Origin of the sequence: Microbaculum marinum (genome assembly GCF_037855135.1) — a bacterium.
GTDB classification, from domain to species: domain Bacteria; phylum Pseudomonadota; class Alphaproteobacteria; order Rhizobiales; family Tepidamorphaceae; genus Microbaculum; species Microbaculum marinum.
Genome location: NZ_JAZHOF010000003.1, coordinates 569546 through 585612 on the forward strand (window position 1 = coordinate 569546; position 16067 = coordinate 585612).

15 protein-coding genes are annotated in these 16067 nt (G+C 64.7%); 3 read left to right on the forward strand and 12 right to left on the reverse strand.

Annotation, left to right across the window (positions count from 1 at the left end):
* Positions 1 to 41 precede the first annotated feature (41 nt).
* The 11 genes from V3328_RS09785 to coxB form a co-directional block, all read right to left on the reverse strand.
* Positions 42 to 2939, reverse strand: coding sequence for an EAL domain-containing protein (locus V3328_RS09785; RefSeq protein ID WP_340329455.1), 2898 nt, complete (start codon positions 2937 to 2939; stop codon positions 42 to 44).
* A gap of 47 nt (positions 2940 to 2986) precedes the next feature.
* The gene (locus tag V3328_RS09790; protein ID WP_340329456.1) at positions 2987 to 3580 is read right to left on the reverse strand and encodes a GNAT family N-acetyltransferase; all 594 of its coding nucleotides are present in this window, start codon (positions 3578 to 3580) and stop codon (positions 2987 to 2989) included.
* Between the two features lie 21 nt (positions 3581 to 3601).
* Entirely contained in the window at positions 3602 to 4882 is a 1281-nt protein-coding gene (locus V3328_RS09795) for a M16 family metallopeptidase (RefSeq protein ID WP_340329457.1), read from the reverse strand.
* Positions 4883 to 6292: a threonine synthase gene (thrC, locus tag V3328_RS09800; RefSeq protein WP_340329458.1), complete on the reverse strand. Its 1410-nt coding sequence runs from the start codon at positions 6290 to 6292 to the stop codon at positions 4883 to 4885.
* 55 nt (positions 6293 to 6347) lie between these two features.
* Complete coding sequence (locus V3328_RS09805; RefSeq protein WP_340329459.1) at positions 6348 to 7112, reverse strand: SURF1 family protein; 765 nt, start codon at positions 7110 to 7112, stop codon at positions 6348 to 6350.
* Position 7113: 1 nt separating this feature from the next.
* On the reverse strand, positions 7114 to 7521 hold the full coding sequence (locus V3328_RS09810; RefSeq protein WP_340329460.1) for a DUF983 domain-containing protein: 408 nt from the start codon (positions 7519 to 7521) through the stop codon (positions 7114 to 7116).
* A gap of 91 nt (positions 7522 to 7612) precedes the next feature.
* On the reverse strand, positions 7613 to 8449 hold the full coding sequence (locus tag V3328_RS09815; protein WP_340329461.1) for a cytochrome c oxidase subunit 3: 837 nt from the start codon (positions 8447 to 8449) through the stop codon (positions 7613 to 7615).
* 62 nt (positions 8450 to 8511) lie between these two features.
* Complete coding sequence (locus tag V3328_RS09820; protein ID WP_340329462.1) at positions 8512 to 9123, reverse strand: cytochrome c oxidase assembly protein; 612 nt, start codon at positions 9121 to 9123, stop codon at positions 8512 to 8514.
* 181 nt (positions 9124 to 9304) lie between these two features.
* On the reverse strand, positions 9305 to 10294 hold the full coding sequence (locus tag V3328_RS09825) for a heme o synthase (RefSeq protein ID WP_378758869.1): 990 nt from the start codon (positions 10292 to 10294) through the stop codon (positions 9305 to 9307).
* An 82-nt stretch (positions 10295 to 10376) separates the two neighbouring features.
* The gene (ctaD, locus tag V3328_RS09830) at positions 10377 to 11975 is read right to left on the reverse strand and encodes a cytochrome c oxidase subunit I (protein WP_340329463.1); all 1599 of its coding nucleotides are present in this window, start codon (positions 11973 to 11975) and stop codon (positions 10377 to 10379) included.
* A gap of 56 nt (positions 11976 to 12031) precedes the next feature.
* A complete protein-coding gene (gene coxB, locus V3328_RS09835; RefSeq protein WP_378758868.1) occupies positions 12032 to 12877 on the reverse strand; it encodes a cytochrome c oxidase subunit II in 846 nt (281 codons plus the stop codon).
* Between the two features lie 417 nt (positions 12878 to 13294).
* Between coxB and V3328_RS09840 the strand changes: the two genes are divergently transcribed.
* Together V3328_RS09840 and V3328_RS09845 are read left to right on the forward strand one after the other, a co-directional pair.
* Positions 13295 to 13831, forward strand: a complete 537-nt coding sequence (locus V3328_RS09840; RefSeq protein WP_340329464.1) for an invasion associated locus B family protein — start codon at positions 13295 to 13297, stop codon at positions 13829 to 13831.
* A gap of 28 nt (positions 13832 to 13859) precedes the next feature.
* Positions 13860 to 14471, forward strand: a complete 612-nt coding sequence (locus V3328_RS09845) for a pyridoxamine 5'-phosphate oxidase family protein (RefSeq protein ID WP_340329465.1) — start codon at positions 13860 to 13862, stop codon at positions 14469 to 14471.
* 43 nt (positions 14472 to 14514) lie between these two features.
* Here V3328_RS09845 and V3328_RS09850 read toward each other — a convergent pair whose 3' ends face one another.
* Positions 14515 to 14739: a toxin-antitoxin system YwqK family antitoxin gene (locus tag V3328_RS09850; RefSeq protein ID WP_340329466.1), complete on the reverse strand. Its 225-nt coding sequence runs from the start codon at positions 14737 to 14739 to the stop codon at positions 14515 to 14517.
* A 147-nt stretch (positions 14740 to 14886) separates the two neighbouring features.
* Between V3328_RS09850 and V3328_RS09855 the strand changes: the two genes are divergently transcribed.
* On the forward strand, positions 14887 to 16053 hold the full coding sequence (locus V3328_RS09855) for a hypothetical protein (protein ID WP_340329467.1): 1167 nt from the start codon (positions 14887 to 14889) through the stop codon (positions 16051 to 16053).
* The last annotated feature ends 14 nt before the right edge of the window (positions 16054 to 16067 follow it).

Here is a 16067-nt window from a genome sequence, read left to right on the forward strand (position 1 = left end):
ACGGCAGGGCGACGGCAGTCCGGCGGCACCGTCCTGGCAGGCTAATGACGCATCATGGCGGACTGGCGCGCCAGCAGGTGCCGGCATTCCTCCGCCGACATCGGCTCGCCGAACAGAAAGCCCTGCGCGTACTCGCAGCCGAGCGCGTAGAGCTCGATGGCGTCCTCGTCGGTCTCGGCGCCTTCCGCGACAACTTCCATGCCGAGATCGTGGGCCAGCGCGACGATCGAGCGCAGGATCACCGGCCGCGTCCCGCTGCCGTTGTGGCGCACGAACGACCGGTCCACCTTGATGGTATCAAAGGGGAATCTCTGCAGGTAGCTGAGCGATGAATAGCCGGTGCCGAAGTCGTCCAGGGCCAGCCCGGCGCCGAGTTCGCGGACACGCTCGAGGACCTGTGCGGCGTATTCCGGGTTCTCCATCACCAGCGACTCGGTGACTTCGAGCTTCAGCGTGCCCGGCACAACCTCGTTGCGGTCGAGCACGGCGCGGATGTCGTTGATCAGGTCGTGGCGCAGCAGCTGCCGGCTGGAGACGTTGACGGAGGCGAAGATCGGCAGGTGGACCCCCATCGCCCGCTGCCAGGCGCCGAGCTGGCGGGCCGCGCGATCCATCACGAACAGCCCGATCTCGACGATCATGCCGCTTTCCTCGGCGATGGACAGGAATTCCTGCGGATTGAGGCGGCCGTGGCGGGGGTGATCCCACCTGACCAGCGCCTCGAATCCCGCGATCCGCTTGTTGTCCAGCCGCATGATCGGCTGGAAGACGAGCTTGATCTCCTCCCGCTCAAGCGCCCTGCGGAGGTCTGATTCCAGGGCCAACCGGTCGCCGCCCATGGTGCGCATCACCGGCTTGAACGCCTCGACCCGGTCCGGTCCGAACCGCTTGGCGTGGTACATGGCGATCTCGGCGTCCTCCAGCAGGTCCTCCTTGCGCTTGTCGCCGCCGTCAAAGACGGAAATGCCGACGCAGGCAGTCAGGAACACCTCGCGGTCGCCGAAGGTGATCGGGGTGCGGATGGTGCGGCGCACGGCCTCGGCGAAGGCAGCAATGCGCTTGGGATCGCCTTCCGACACGAGGATGATGCCGAACTGGTCGCCGGCCAGCCTGGCCAGCGTGTCCGACAGCTTCAGATGGCGCTGCAGGCGCCTTGCCATCGTCAGCAGGATCGAATCGCCGACCGCGATGCCGAACCCGTCATTGACCTGGCGGAAGCGGTCGATATCGATGACGAAGACCGTCGGCCGGGTCTCGCCGCTGCGGCCGCGCAGGATCGCCGCCTCGAGGCGGTCGAGGTAGAGCTCGCGATTGGGCAGGCCCGTCAGATTGTCGTGCACCGCGTCGTGCAGCAGGCGCTCCTCGGCGTTCTTGATCTCCGTGACGTCGACGAGCGTGCCGACGAGGCGGATCGCCTCGCCGTCGTCGCCGAGGATCGGGCGCGCGCGCATCCGGTACCAGAAATAGTGGCCGTCGGCGGCCCTCAGCCGGAAGTCCTGGGCGATCCGTCCGCGCCGCTGCTCGACGACGGCATCGAGCGAGGCGCGAAACCGGTCGCGGTCTCCGGCATGAAGCGCGTCGATCCAGCGGCGCACGCTGCCTTCCAGGGCGTTCGGCTTCAGGCCGAGCTTCTCCTCCAGCTCCGGCGAGACGAAGATCCGGTCGCGCGGAACGTCCCAGTCCCACACCAGGTCCCCGGCGCCGATCAGGGCCAGCGCCTTGCGGTGGAAGTCGCTGAGCATGCCCGAGCCGATCGCTCCGCCGGCGAAGGCGTGCTGCATGACGGTGAAGCCGACCAGCAGCACCAGCACCACGAGGCCGCCAGCCAGGGCCGGAGAGACCAGATCGTTCGACAGCCGGCCGGTTACGGTCATCCCCGCGGCAACGAGCCAGGCGAGCAGCAGCAGCCAGGTCGGTATCAGCAGGATGGCCCGGTCGAAGCCGCGGAAGGCCAGGAACAGGATGAGAGCCATTCCGATGATGCCGATGCCGCCGAGCGACAGGCGGGCGATCCCGGCGGCGAGCGGCGCGTCGAACACCGCAAGGGCGGCGACGCCGACAAGAGTGATCAGCCACAGCGCCGCGACATACAGCAGCCGCACGTGCCATCGCATCAGGCTGAGATAGGCGGTCAGGAAGATCAGCAGCGTTGCCGCCAGGATCGCCTCGGCGCCCGCCCGGAACACCTGGTCGCCCTGGACCGGCACGTCGAAGATCTTGTTCCAGAACCCGAAGTCGATCGACAGGTAGGCCAGAACCGCCCAGGCGATGCTCGCGGCGGCCGGAAAGATCAGCGTGCCCTTGACCACGAACAGAACGGTGAGAAACAGCGCCAGAAGGCCGGCTATGCCGATCACCATGCCCTGGTAGAGGGTGAAGCTGTTGACGTTCTCCTTGTAGGCGTCGGGCTGCCACAGGCGCAGCTGCGGTATGCTGTCGCCGGCGAGTTCGACGACGTAGGTCACCACGGCGCCCGGATCGAGGGTGATCAGGTAGATGTCGGCGTCGTGACTGTCTTCCCTGTCCGGCCGGAAGCCCTGACTCGGGGTGATGGCGCTGATGCGCGACTGGCCGAGATCCGGCCTGACGATGCCCGAGCCGACCATGCGGAAATAGGGGGCCACCAGAAGGCGGTCGATCTGTTCGTCGGAATCGTTGCGCAGCGCGAACACGGCCCAGGACGCGGTGTGGCCGGGCTCGCGGGAACGTACCTCGATCCGGCGCACGAAGCCCTCCGCGTCCGGCGCGGTCGAAATCTGGATGCGGTCGCCGTATCTCAGATACAGGTCGACGGACTCGGTCAGGTCGATGGCGCTGCTGTCGAGGGGAACGGGGATTGCCTCAAGGGCATGCGCCGGTAACACGGCGAGCGCCAGCACGACCAAGCCCAACAGGGCTGCGGCCAGCCGTCCTAGGTGCCCCCCGATCCTGTCTTTCATCCGGCCTTCCGTGTGTCGCGATTCCGGCGCCGCCGGCATGTCAGCATTCACCGCACCAGGGGGCGCGGATCGTCGCTGAGCATCGCGTAGAGGAAATGGTCCTGCCAGACGCCATTGATACGCAAATACCGACGCGCAAAGCCCTCGCGCGCAAATCCGACTTTTTCAAGAAGCCGTATAGACGCCGCGTTCGAGGGAAGGCAAGCCGCTTCGAGCCGATGCAGCCTGAGCTGTTCAAATACGAATGGTACCAATGCGCTCACGGCAGCGGTCATATAGCCTTGGCGGGCGAAGGATTCGCCGATCCAGTATCCCAGCGATGCGGACTGGGTCACGCCGCGCCGTACATTTGACAGGGTGACACCGCCGATGAACGCGTCGTTGTCACTGCGGAAAATGAAGAACGGATATGCGGCGTCCTCGCGGATGTCCTGGAGGTAGCGTCGAATGCGGCGGCGGAACGCCGATCGGGTGAGATCGTCCATCGGCCAGGTGGGTTCCCAGGGGGTCAGGAATGCCCGGCTGCTCTCACGCAGTGCCATCCAGGCGGGGAAATCCCCCATCTGAGGGGTGCGCAGCAGAACCCCCTCGCCATGGATCGCCGGTCCCGTTTCGGCGGTTACCGACCTGAGGAACACCATCTTGCCAAAACCGTCGCCCGATCATGCCGCGTCGCGCGCGGCTGCACGCAATCTTTCCTGCAAATCAGAGGCGGATTCAAGGCGTTCGACGGGCCCGACCGCCGCAAGGGTCGGCGGATTGTCGTAGATGATCCTGGCCAGGATGTTCCTGACGCTTGCGGCATCGACCGCGTCGATACGACGGGTGAGTTCCTCCATCGATACGGTGCGACCGAGGAACAGCGACTGGCGCGCGATCTGTTCGACCCTGGCCGCACAGCTTTCCAGCCCCATGAGCAGGCCGGCCTTGAGCTGGGCACGTGCGCGGGTGACCTCCTGATCGTCGATCTCGCTGATCGCGTTCGACACTTCCGCGGTCGTGACATCGATCAGCTGCTCGATGTCCTGCGGTTCGGTCGCCGCCGATATGCCGAACAGACCGACGTCGGAAAACGCCCAGTTGAACGCATAGATCGAATAGCAGAGGCCCTTCTCCTCGCGGACGCGCTGGAACAGCCGCGAGGACATGCCTCCGCCCAGCACGGCGGCTGCGATCCGGGCCGCATAGAAATCCTCGTCGACGAACGCCGGTGCGGGAAACGCGAACAGCAGGTTGGCTTCGGACAGGTCCTTCTCGACCTTGCGCTCGCCCCCGACGTAACGCGCCGCCGGCGACGGCGCGCCCGGTGTGGCGGCGAAGCCGCCGAACAGGTCGCCGGCGAGATCGACGATCGCCTCGTGGTCGACGGCGCCGGCCGCGCCGACGATCATTTCCGGCGCCCGATAGTGCTCGGACAGGTAGGAACGAAGCCCCTCGACGCGCTGGGCGGCGACCGTCTCGGCGGTGCCCAGGATCGGCCGGCCGATCGGCTGGTCGCCGAACGCGGCTGCCTGCAGCAGATCGTGGACGAGATCGTCCGGATCGTCGAGGGCGGCACCGATCTCCTGCAGGATCACGTGCTGCTCGCGGCGCAGTTCCTCGCCGTCGAAGACGCTGTCGCGCAGGATGTCGGAGAGGATGTCGAAGCCGAGCGGCACGTCCTCCTTCAGCACCCGCGCGTAGTAGGCGGTGGTCTCGTGGCTCGTTGCGGCGTTCAGGTCGCCGCCGACGGATTCGATCTCCTCGGCGATCTGGCGGGCATTGCGACGCCTCGTGCCCTTGAAGGCCATGTGCTCCAGCAGATGCGAGAGGCCATGTTCCTCCGGACGCTCGTTGCGCGCGCCCGCGCGCACCCAGACACCGAGGGCCGCCGTCTGCACATGGCTCATCTCTGCCGTGACGACCCGCAGGCCGTTGTCGAGAGTGGTGGTTCGTACGCTCATCTACGCTTCCTCGGTGACGACGCGCGTCGTCGATACGATGTGACTTGCAACTGCGGCCTGATCGGCAGGCAGACGCGTGAAGGTCTCCTCCCGTTCGTGCAGGTCCGACAGCCAGTCCGGCAAAGCCGGCCTGACCCCGGCGGCGGCTTCGACCGCGTCCGGGAACTTGGCAGGATGCGCCGTCGACAATGTGATCATCGGGGTCGCCGGATCATTGCCGTGCCGGCGCGCCGCCGCCAGCCCGATCGCGGTATGCGGATCGGCGAGATAGCCGCCGGAGGCGAGCATGTCGCGGATCGTCGTGCCGCAGGCGTTCTCGTCCACGCTGACGGCGTCGAAGCGTTCGCGGATCGCCGCGAGCGTCGCGTGGTCGATCGTGAAGGAGCCGGACTGCCGCAGCCCGTCCATCCAGCGGGCGACCGCGTCGCTGTCACGGCCCGACGCCTCGAACAGCAGCCGCTCGAAATTGCTGGAAACCTGGATGTCCATGCTCGGGCTCGATGTCGGCACCACGGAACGGACCTCGTAGCGGCCCGTGTCGAGGGTCCTGGCCAGAATGTCGTTCACATTGGTGGCCACCACCAGCCGTTCAATGTCGAGCCCCATGCGCGAGGCGACGTAGCCAGCGAAGATGTCGCCGAAGTTGCCCGTTGGAACCGCGAAGCTCACCGGCCGGCTTGGTGCCCCGAGTGCCACGGCGGAGGTGAAATAGTAGACGACCTGCGCGACGATGCGGGCCCAGTTGATCGAGTTGACGCCGCTGAGCGTAACCCGGCTGCGAAAGCCCTCATCCCCGAACAGGCCCTTCACGATCGCCTGGCAGTCGTCGAACGTGCCGTCGAGTGCGAGCGCATGGACGTTGTCCTCCCGCGCCGTCGTCATCTGTCGGCGCTGCACGTCGCTGACCCGCCCGTGCGGGTAGAGGATGTAAACGTCGACCCGTTCAAGGCCGCGGAAGGCCTCGATCGCCGCGCCGCCGGTATCGCCCGAAGTCGCGCCCACGATAGTCGCGCGGCCGCCGCGTTCGGCCAGAACATGATCCATCAGACGCGCGAGCAGCAGCATCGCGACATCCTTGAAGGCCAGTGTCGGACCGTGGAACAGCTCCAGGATCCAGCCGTTCGGCGACGACTGCACGAGCGGTGCGACGGCCGGATGCCGAAACTGCCCGTAGGCGTCGTGCAGCATCTGGCGCAATGCGCCGGCCTCGATGGCCTCGCCGACAAACGGCGCGATGATCCTCTGCGCTGCGTCGGCGTAGTCGAGGCCCGCCAGCGCCGAGATCTCGCCCTGGCTGAGGGAAGGCCAGGTTTCCGGCACGTAGAGGCCGCCGTCAGCCGCCAGGCCGGTCAGCAGAACGTCCGAAAAATCGAGGGCGGGCGCCTGCCCGCGCGTGCTTACGTATTTCAAGTCAGCTCCGAAATGTCACTTGATCGATGCTTCACTGCCGAACTGGTCCCGGAGCCTATTGCCGGGGCTGGTGGCCGGCAAGGTTGCGGTTCTGGCGCAGCTGACCCGCTGCCCATACCGCGAAGACGACGCCAAGCGCCAGCGCCAGTCCGAACCATGTCAGCGCATAGCCGAGATGATCGTTGCGGAATTGGACCCGGGTCGTGCCGCCGATCGGCAATCCGCCGGGATTGGGCGTGGCATCGGCATCGATGAAGAACGGGGCCACCCTGTCGAGGTTCCGTGCCTCGGCAATGCTGGCCGGGTCCCGGACGAACCAGGCATTCGCGCCGGGGTCCGCGTCCGGCGTGAACAGGTTGCCTCGCTCCGGCATGCGCAGGAGACCGGTAACGTCCACTTCGCCATCGACCTGTCCTTCCGGCCGGGTCGCAGGATCCTTGCGCTCTATCGGGACGAAGCCGCGATTGACCATCACGATGGAACCGTCGGGGAGACGCAGCGGAGTCAGGATCCAGTACCCTGCCCCGTTCAGCCCGAACTTCGGATCGTCCAGCGTGGTGAAGACGGGTGCTTCGAGATCGTGGCGGAACTCGCCGGACAGCGTCACCTTGCGGTATTCGTCCTCCTCCCTGTTGACCGCCGGCCACTCCGATTCCTCGGGCAGTGGAACGGCGGGCTTCTCGACCCGCTCCTCGACCATCGCGATCAGGCCGTTCTTCCAGGCGAGACGCTGCATCTGCCAGATGCCGAGGCCGCACAGGATCGCGAACGCAACCAGGACGAGCAGACCGGTCAGTGCGACCTTGCGCCAGGCCGGCACGTCAGCCCTCGCCGCCTGCGCCGGGGTCGCGTGGCGTTTCCATTCGGCCCTCCTGGGCCTTGTGATGGTACTGCTGTGCAATCATCAGGCCCTTCAGCGGCCGCAGCATGCCGAGCGACAGGATCACGATCAGAGGCAGCCACAGCACCAGATGAAGCCAGTACGGCGGCCTGTAGTTGAACTCCACGAAGAAGGCCAGGCCGACGACGATCGCTCCGACGATGAAGATGACGAAGACGGCGGGACCGTCCCCGGAATCGATGAAGGAATAGTCGAGTCCGCAGTTCGGGCATTCCGGCGCCGTCGACAGGAAGCCCGAAAACAGCCGGCCCTCGCCGCAGCGTGGACAGCGGCCCGCCAGGCCGGTGGAGAGCGGCGGCAGCGGCGGATATCGGTGGTCGTCTGTCATGGTCTCCTGGTTGCCGCGCCGGAGGTCCCCGAAAAACGGAAGGCGGCCGGGGGCCGCCTTCGCAATGATTCAGCGGCGCAGGCGCCTCGCGTCAGTAGATTTCGGCCGCACTGGAGCCCCAGATGTAGATGCAGATGAACAGGAACAACCAGACGACGTCGACGAAATGCCAGTACCAGGCCGCGGCCTCGAAGCCGAAATGGTGGTCCGGCTTGAAGTGGCCGGCGAAGACCCGGAACAGGCAGACGATCAGGAAGATCGAGCCGATCAGTACGTGGGCCCCGTGGAAGCCGGTCGCCATGAAGAAGGTGGCCCCGTAGATGTTGCCACCGAAGGCGAAGTCGGCATGGGCGTATTCGAACGCCTGCACAAACGAGAACAGGACGCCCAGGATGACGGTGCAGATCAGGCCCCACTTGAGGCCGTTGCGATCGTTGTGGAGAAGGGAATGGTGCGCCCAGGTGACCGTCGTTCCCGAGGTCAGCAGGATAAGCGTGTTGAGCAGCGGCAGGTGCCAGGGATCGAAGGTCTCGATACCGACCGGCGGCCACACCCCGCCCGTGGCCTCGACGCGGCTGTACTGGATCGCCTCGCCGGTGAAAAGCGACGCGTCGAAGTAGGCCCAGAACCAGGCGACGAAGAACATCACCTCCGAGGCGATGAACAGGATCATGCCGTAGCGCAGGTGAAGCTGCACGACCGGTGTGTGGTGGCCTTCGACCTCCGCTTCGCGAATCACGTCGCGCCACCACGAGATCATCGTATAGGCGACGCCCAGCAGGCCGACGATCAGGACCCAGGGGCCCATGTCGTGCATGAACATGACCATGCCGGTCGCCGACACGAAGCCCGAAAGGGCTCCGACGAACGGCCACGGGCTCGGTTCGACCAGGTGGTAGTCGTGATGCTTGGCGTGGGCGTCTGCCATTTTGATCCCCTCGTCAGGTCGCGCGATACGGCTTAGCGCGGGCCCTTGTCTCTATCAAGTTCTTACAGTGGACGCTTGTCCGACCCGTCCGGCACCGAAGCGACGGGCCTTGCCGGATCCTCCCCGTCGGCCTCGACCGGGAAGAACGTGTAGGACAGCGTGATTTCGGACAGATCGCGAGTGTCCTTGTCTTCGGCGAATGCCGGATCGACGAAGAACACCACCGGCATGTCGGCGGTCTCGTTCGGGCCGAGAGGCTGCTCGGTGAAGCAGAAGCACTGGATCTTGTTGAAATAGTATCCGGCGGCCGGCGGCGAGACGTTGAAGGTCGACGTGCCGATCGTGGCCGCGTCGCTGGTGTTGCGCGCGACATACACCATCGTGCCGGTCTCACCGATCCGCAGCTTCAGCCTGGTCTGTTCCGGCTTCACCGACCACGGCAGGCTGCCCGACATGTTGGAATCGAAGCGAACCGTCACGGTGCGATCGAGAACCTGGTCGGACGCCGCCTCCGCGCGTTGCGTCGTGCCGCCGTACCCGGTGACGCGGCAGAACATGTTGTAGAGGGGGACCGCCGCAAAGGACAGGCAGACCATGCCGGCGACCAGCGCGAACAGGGCGAGGGCGGTGGCCTTCTGCCGGCGGTTGCCCGAAGACTTGTGTTCGCTGCTCATCCGCCGATCCTCCGGGACCACCTCACAGCGGCCGCTCGATCACGTCGGGGCCCATCCTGACGATGGTCACCAGGTAGAGCAGCAGGACAAGGCCGGCCAGCGACAGGGCGATTGCGATCGAACGCATTCGCCTGCGCCGCTTCTGCTCCGGGGTAAGAACGATGCCTGGTTCTTCCATGGATCACGCGGCAAGCCCCGACTGAACAAGGCCTGCGAAGGCATTGCCGAGAGTCTCCTGGCCCGGCAGCCCGAGCACATGCTCGGCAAGCAGGGCGGCGAACAGGCCGAACAGATAGACGATCGAGAAGCCGAACAGCCGGCGGGCGACGGGTCCGATCGCGTCGCCATGTCCGCTGCGCAGCTTCCATGCCAGAACAAGGAAGATCGCGCCGAGACCGAGCGACACGGCCAGGTAGAGCCATCCCCCGAATCCGAGCACCACCGGAGCAAGGCCGAGAGGCACCAGCACGAGCGAATACAGTAATATCTGCCGACGGGTTTCCTCGGCACCCGATACCACCGGAAGCATCGGCACGCCGGCACGGGCATAGTCGCCGGAGCGGACCAGAGCCAGCGCCCAGAAATGCGGCGGCGTCCAAAAGAAGATGATCAGGAACAGCACGATCGGTTCGATCGAGACCGTGCCGGTCGCCGCCGCCCAGGCGATCACCGGCGGGAACGCGCCGGCCGCGCCGCCGATGACGATGTTCTGCGGCGTCGCCCGCTTCAGCCACATCGTGTAGACGACACCGTAGAAGAATATGGTGAAGGCGAGCAGCGCGGCGGCGAGCCAGTTGGTGGCGAGACCGAGCACCAGCACGGAAAACACCGCCAGCACCATGCCGAAGGCCAGCGCCTCGCTCGGCGCGACCGCGCCCGAGGGGATCGGCCGCTCGCGCGTCCGGCTCATGACCCGGTCGATATCTGCGTCGTACCACATGTTGAGCGCGCCGGCGGCGCCTGCCCCGGTGGCGATGGAGAGGATGGCGGCAAACGCGATGATCGGATGAACCGAAACCGGCGCTACCGCCAGCGCCACGACCGCGGTGAACACGACCAGCGACATCACCCGCGGTTTCAGGAGCGAAACGAAGTCGCGCACGCCGCCGTGGCCGACCGTGACCATCGACGGTTCGGCGGACGCGTTCAAATCGATACGGGCTTCAGTCATGAGGAGCGGGGGATCCTGTTGGGTTCAAGCTCCGGCAAGCCGGAGCCGGCGGCCCTGACGGGCCGCCGGTCAATGGTTGCGGTCAGCTGATCCGCGGCAGCGTGTTGAACTGATGGAACGGCGGCGGCGAGGACAGCGTCCATTCCAGCGTCGTCGCACCCGCGCCCCACGGATTGTCGGCCGCCTTGCGCTTGGCCATGAAGGCCTGGATCACGCCGTACAGGAAGATGAAGACCGCAAAGGCCGAGATGTACGAGCCGATCGAGGACACGAAGTTCCAGCCCGCGAAGGCATCCGGATAGTCCACGTAGCGCCGCGGCATGCCCGCCAGACCGAGGAAATGCTGCGGGAAGAACAGCAGGTTGACGCCCACGAAGGACACCCAGAAGTGCAGCTTCCCGACGAACTCGGAGTACATGTATCCGGTCATCTTCGGGAACCAGTAGTACCAAGCCGCGAAGATCCCGAACAAGGCGCCCAGCGACATCACGTAGTGGAAGTGGGCGACCACGTAGTAAGTGTCGTGCAGCGAACGATCGACGCCGGCATTCGACAGGACAACGCCCGTCACGCCGCCGACCGTGAACAGGAAGATGAAGCCGATCGACCACAGCATCGGAGTGCGGAACTCGATCGACCCGCCCCACATGGTGGCGATCCACGAGAAGATCTTCACGCCCGTCGGAACCGCGATGATCATCGTCGCCGCCACGAAATAGGCCTGCGTGTCGACGTCCATGCCGACCGTGTACATGTGGTGGGCCCAGACGACGAAGCCAATGCCGCCGATCGCGACCATGGCATAGGCCATGCCCAGATACCCGAACACGGGCTTGCGCGAGAATGTCGCGACGACCTGGCTGACGACGCCGAAGGCCGGCAGGATGATGATGTAGACCTCGGGGTGGCCGAAGAACCAGAACAGGTGCTGGTACAGGATCGGGTCGCCGCCGCCCTCGGGCGAGAAGAACGTGGTGCCGAAGTTGCGGTCGGTCAGCAGCATCGTGATGGCGCCGGCGAGAACCGGCAAGGCCAGCAGCAGCAGGAAGGCCGTGATCAGGCACGACCACACGAACAGCGGCATCTTGTGCAGGGTCATGCCCGGCGCACGCATGTTGAAGATCGTCGTGATGAAATTGATCGCGCCGAGGATCGACGACGCGCCTGCCAGATGGAGCGAGAAGATCGCAAAATCCATTGCCGGACCGGTATGCCCTGTGGTCGACAGCGGCGCATAGGCCGTCCAGCCCGTACCGACGCCATATCCCGACGCGGTGCCGGGAACGAACATGGAAACGACGAGCAGCAGGAAGGCGGCGGCGAGCAGCCAGAACGAGATGTTGTTCATCCGCGGGAACGCCATGTCCGGCGCGCCGATCATGATGGGGACGAACCAGTTCCCGAAGCCACCCATCAGCGCCGGCATGACCATGAAGAACACCATGATCAATCCGTGACCGGTGACGAACACGTTGAACATCGCGCCGGATCCGAAGATCTGCATCCCCGGCTCCATCAATTCGGCACGCATCATCACCGAGAGGAAGCCGCCGACGATGCCGCCGGTCATCGCGAGCAGCAGGTAGAGGGTCCCGATATCCTTGTGGTTCGTCGAAAGCAGCCAACGGCGCCATCCGGTGGGATGGTGTTCGTGAGCTTCATGTGCCGCTGCATATGCCATATGCCGTTATCCTTTTTCTGATCCGCTGCGCCGCCGTTCGAGCGTCGCCTGCCCGATCACTCGCTCCCGAGGGTGTTCTGGGCGAACTTTTTCTTGTCGTCGCGCGGCTGGAGACCCGCCGTACGTTCGGAGACCCAGGCGTCGTACTCGGCCTGCTCCACGACCTGAACGGAAATCGGCATGAAAGCGTGGTCGCGCCCGCACAGTTCCGAGCACTGGCCGTAATACATGCCGGTCTTCGTCGCCTTGAACCACGTCTCGTTCATTCTGCCCGGAACCGCATCGACCTTGGAGCCGAAGGCGGGGATCGTCCAGGAATGGATGACGCCCATCGGATCGCCGGTGACCAGCACCTTGACGATCTTGTTGACCGGAACCACCACGTTGTTGTCCGTCGCCAGCAGCCGCGGATCGCCCGGCTGCAACTCGTCATCGGCGAGCATTACCGCATCGAAGCTGAGGCCCTCGTGATCGGGGTACTCGTAGCCCCAGTACCACTGGTATCCGGTTGCCTTGATCGTGAGATCGGGCTCCGGCGTCTCGAGCTGGAAGTACAGGAGCCGGAACGATGGAATCGCGATCACCACGAGGATGATCACCGGAAGCACCGTCCACGCCACCTCGAGAATGGTGTTATGCGACGTCCTGGAGGGAGTCGTGTTGCTCTTGGAGTTGAACTTGACGATGCAGATCGTCAGCAGCACCAGGACGAACAGCGTGACCAGCGATATGATCACCAGCAGGAAGTTGTGGAAGCCGGTGATCGACTCCATCACCGGCGTCGATGCGGACTGCAGTCCAATCTGCCAAGGCTCCGGCTGCTGCGCCAGCGCGGGTATCGCTCCGGCCGACAGCATGGTCATGGTCGCGACGAGTGACGCGAATACCCTCGATGAAGCCATATTGAGATCGCTCCCTTGCCTCTTGCTTCGCCCAATGTGGTGCTGCACCGATGCACCGTCGGCCATTCTGCGGGGACCAGCCATTGGGGCCTGTCTTAAAAATCACATTTACGCCATTGTCGGCAATGACCTTTCCCCGCCGGCGGCGCGACAAATTTCCGCATGCGAAGCCGCTCGGCGGCCGCGCTCACGGCAAAAGCGAGAACAATTGGGAGAACCTTGCCGGCAAACGGCCCCAGCCATCCCAAAACAGGGCCGAAAGCGCGGATCGGACGTCGTTTCCGCCCCGCCTGCAGTCTCGGCGGCGCGATCACTTGACAGGGATGGGGGGTCTGCTAGCACCGCGCCTGCAGACGAATTCCGTCGGCCGATCGGCCGTACGCACGCTCAAACGGACACCGAAAAGGCAATACGGAAATGGCTAACGGGTACAGGTCGGCGATTCGTGCGCTCGCAGTGGCGACGCTTTGTGCGGTCGGCGCGTTTGTTGCCGCCCCGGCATACCTGGCCGGCCCCGCCAGCGCGCAGGGAACGCTTCGCGAGAATTACGGCGACTGGCAGATCCGCTGCGACACACCGCCCGGCGCCCAGGGGGAACAGTGCGCGCTGATCCAGAGCGTGACCGCGGAGGACCGTCAGAACGTCGGGCTGACGGTGATCGTCCTGAAGACCGCCGACGGCAAGGACCAGATTCTGCGCGTGCTCGCCCCCCTCGGCGTCCTCCTGCCGACCGGCCTCGGCCTGAAGATCGACGACGACGACGTCGGCCGCGCCCAGTTTATCCGCTGCCTGCCGAACGGATGCGTGGCAGAGGTGATCATCGACGAGGAACTGGTGGAGAAGCTCGAGGGCGGCGAACTGGCGACGTTCATCATCTTCCAGACCCCCGAAGAAGGCATCGGCATCCCGATGTCACTGGGGGGGTTCACGGAAGGCTACGCGGCACTGCCCTGACGCGGGCAGACCCAAGGAGCGGGGCACCATGGCAAGGATCGACACGCTCGAGTCCCTCAGGGCAGTCTACGGGCAGCCGTCGAAACGGGTGATCGACAAGCAGCTCAGCCGGCTCGATCCCCACTGCAGGACCTTCATTTCTCTGTCGCCGTTCTGCGTCCTGGCGACGCAGGGGGCGGACGGTCTCGGCGACGCCACGCCGCGCGGGGAGCATCCCGGCTTCGTGGCCGTGCTGAACGACAACACCCTCGCCCTGCCCGACCGTCCCGGCAACAACCGGCTCGACACGCTGTCGAACATCATCGCCAATCCCGCCGTCGGCATCCTGTTCATGATTCCGGGGTTCAGCGAGACACTGCGCGTCAACGGGACTGCGGATATCCGCGACGACGAAGACCTCAAGGCGCGCTTCCCGATCAACGGCCGGCTTCCCGCCACCGTGCTCGTCGTCCACGTGCGGGAGGCATATCTGCACTGCGCCAAGGCGTTCATGCGCTCGAAGCTCTGGGATCCCTCCTCCCAGGTCGAGCGCTCCCGCATGCCGCCGCTCGGCCAGATCATCAAGGAGCAGATCGCGGACGAAGCACCGGCGATCAGCGAAGAGCAGATGCAGGAAATATACGCACGGACGATGTACTAGGCATCCGGTCGGCATGCGGCGCCTCGGTCCGGCATGGCCCCCCTCACGATCTCGGCTTCATCCTCGTGACCTTGTAGATTGCGCCGGCCTTGTCGTAGGTCGTCCAGTCCCCGACCTGCTCGCCGTTGTCGAAGTATCCAGATCGCAGTTTCGTCCCGTCCTTGCGGAACCACTCCCAGTAACCGGTGGCGACGTCGTCGATCGTCTGACCAGTCGCCCAGACCGATCCGTCCTTGTGGTACTGGATGAAGTCTTTCGGCTTGCTCATGTGTCCTCCCCGTCATCGCCGTCCGATCGCTCGCGGCTATAGCCAGCATCAACTTAGCCACCGGAATATATCCGGTAGCACCGCTCCGTTGAGGAATCTTTCACATCCGAATACACTTCCCGATAATTTTCGTCGGGAGCATGCAAATTGAAGAAGTACTTTCCGCCCATAGCATTGGCATTTGCAATTGCCACGATCTCGACCGGGTCCGCCCTGGCGGACAGGGTGGGACCGCAGCTTGATCTCAGCGAGCACGAGGTCGCTGTCGAACTGTCGACGCCAGATGTCGCGGCGCTGCGCAACGGCGGCTTCGTTGCCACCTGGTACGGAAAGGGCGGAACTCCCAGGCGGTCGTCCTACCTTCGGGTATTCGACAGCGAGGGCGTCGCCCAGGGACCACGGCTTGCAATCGACCAGGGATCACAAATGGCGAGTGCCGTCCAGGTCGTCGGCCTGAGTGACGGCAGCTTCATGGTGCTGTGGAACGGCGCGAAATGGGCGCAACGCTATGACGAAAGCGGCGAGCCATTGGGGCCGATCTTCAAGACGAGAAGATCGGGACGCCGACCATACACCGACGTGGCGGCATTGCGGTTCGGGGGATTTATCACTGCTTTTTCCCATGGCGGAAAAATCGTCGTGAAGCGGTACAGCAACAGCGGGAATATCAAGAAAAACAAGAAATTCGTGATCAGGAATGACGATGAATATCTGTTCGGTCGGCCAGAAATTCACGCGGCCCCGGGTGGTGGATTCTTGATTGCGGCTTTGTCCCAGCCCAGATCGCAGGATGATCTGAGAAGCATCTTGTTCTGGCGCGTCAACCGGAAGTTCGAGGCGGTCGCCAGCAAGATCGTCGTCGCGGAGGGAATCCCTGAGGACAACATTCCCTACCGCTTGGCGCTTTCCGTCAACAGCCTCGAGGATGGCGGCTCGTTCGTGACGTGGGCCGAACGCGGCGACGGGACGGACCAGAACAAGAAAAACGTGCACGTCCAGTTCTTAGCTCGGGACAATCAGCCCGCGGGGACCCAACTTGCCTTCGGCGCCAGGGGTTCCAGAGATCCGGTCGGCGTCGGTCTCGAAGGGGGAAATGCAATGTTGGCTTGGACCCGTGGCGGCAACTACAATTCCGACATTGCAGGTCGTCGCTTCGAGAGCGACGGCCAATCGTCGGGAAAAAGTTTCCGGATCGACGATGTGGACCGGGGGCGCCAGTACACACCCGCCATTGCGGCCCTGCCCGGCTCGAAAGCCATCGTGATATGGCTGTCGAAACCGGCCCATGACGTGCTCGGGCAGATCGTCGACTGAGCAATACGGGCACA

Bases quoted from the DNA above. Each gene is read 5' to 3' on its own strand.
- V3328_RS09850 (WP_340329466.1), bottom strand. From the start codon at position 14,739: ATGAGCAAGCCGAAAGACTTCATCCAGTACCACAAGGACGGATCGGTC.
- V3328_RS09795 (WP_340329457.1), bottom strand. From the start codon at position 4,882: ATGAGCGTACGAACCACCACTCTCGACAACGGCCTGCGGGTCGTCACG.
- V3328_RS09815 (WP_340329461.1), bottom strand. From the start codon at position 8,449: ATGGCAGACGCCCACGCCAAGCATCACGACTACCACCTGGTCGAACCG.
- coxB (WP_378758868.1), bottom strand. From the start codon at position 12,877: ATGGCTTCATCGAGGGTATTCGCGTCACTCGTCGCGACCATGACCATG.
- V3328_RS09810 (WP_340329460.1), bottom strand. From the start codon at position 7,521: ATGACAGACGACCACCGATATCCGCCGCTGCCGCCGCTCTCCACCGGC.
- V3328_RS09845 (WP_340329465.1), top strand. From the start codon at position 13,860: ATGGCAAGGATCGACACGCTCGAGTCCCTCAGGGCAGTCTACGGGCAG.
- V3328_RS09790 (WP_340329456.1), bottom strand. From the start codon at position 3,580: ATGGTGTTCCTCAGGTCGGTAACCGCCGAAACGGGACCGGCGATCCAT.
- ctaD (WP_340329463.1), bottom strand. From the start codon at position 11,975: ATGGCATATGCAGCGGCACATGAAGCTCACGAACACCATCCCACCGGA.
- V3328_RS09840 (WP_340329464.1), top strand. From the start codon at position 13,295: ATGGCTAACGGGTACAGGTCGGCGATTCGTGCGCTCGCAGTGGCGACG.
- V3328_RS09820 (WP_340329462.1), bottom strand. From the start codon at position 9,123: ATGAGCAGCGAACACAAGTCTTCGGGCAACCGCCGGCAGAAGGCCACC.
- V3328_RS09825 (WP_378758869.1), bottom strand. From the start codon at position 10,294: ATGACTGAAGCCCGTATCGATTTGAACGCGTCCGCCGAACCGTCGATG.
- V3328_RS09785 (WP_340329455.1), bottom strand. From the start codon at position 2,939: ATGAAAGACAGGATCGGGGGGCACCTAGGACGGCTGGCCGCAGCCCTG.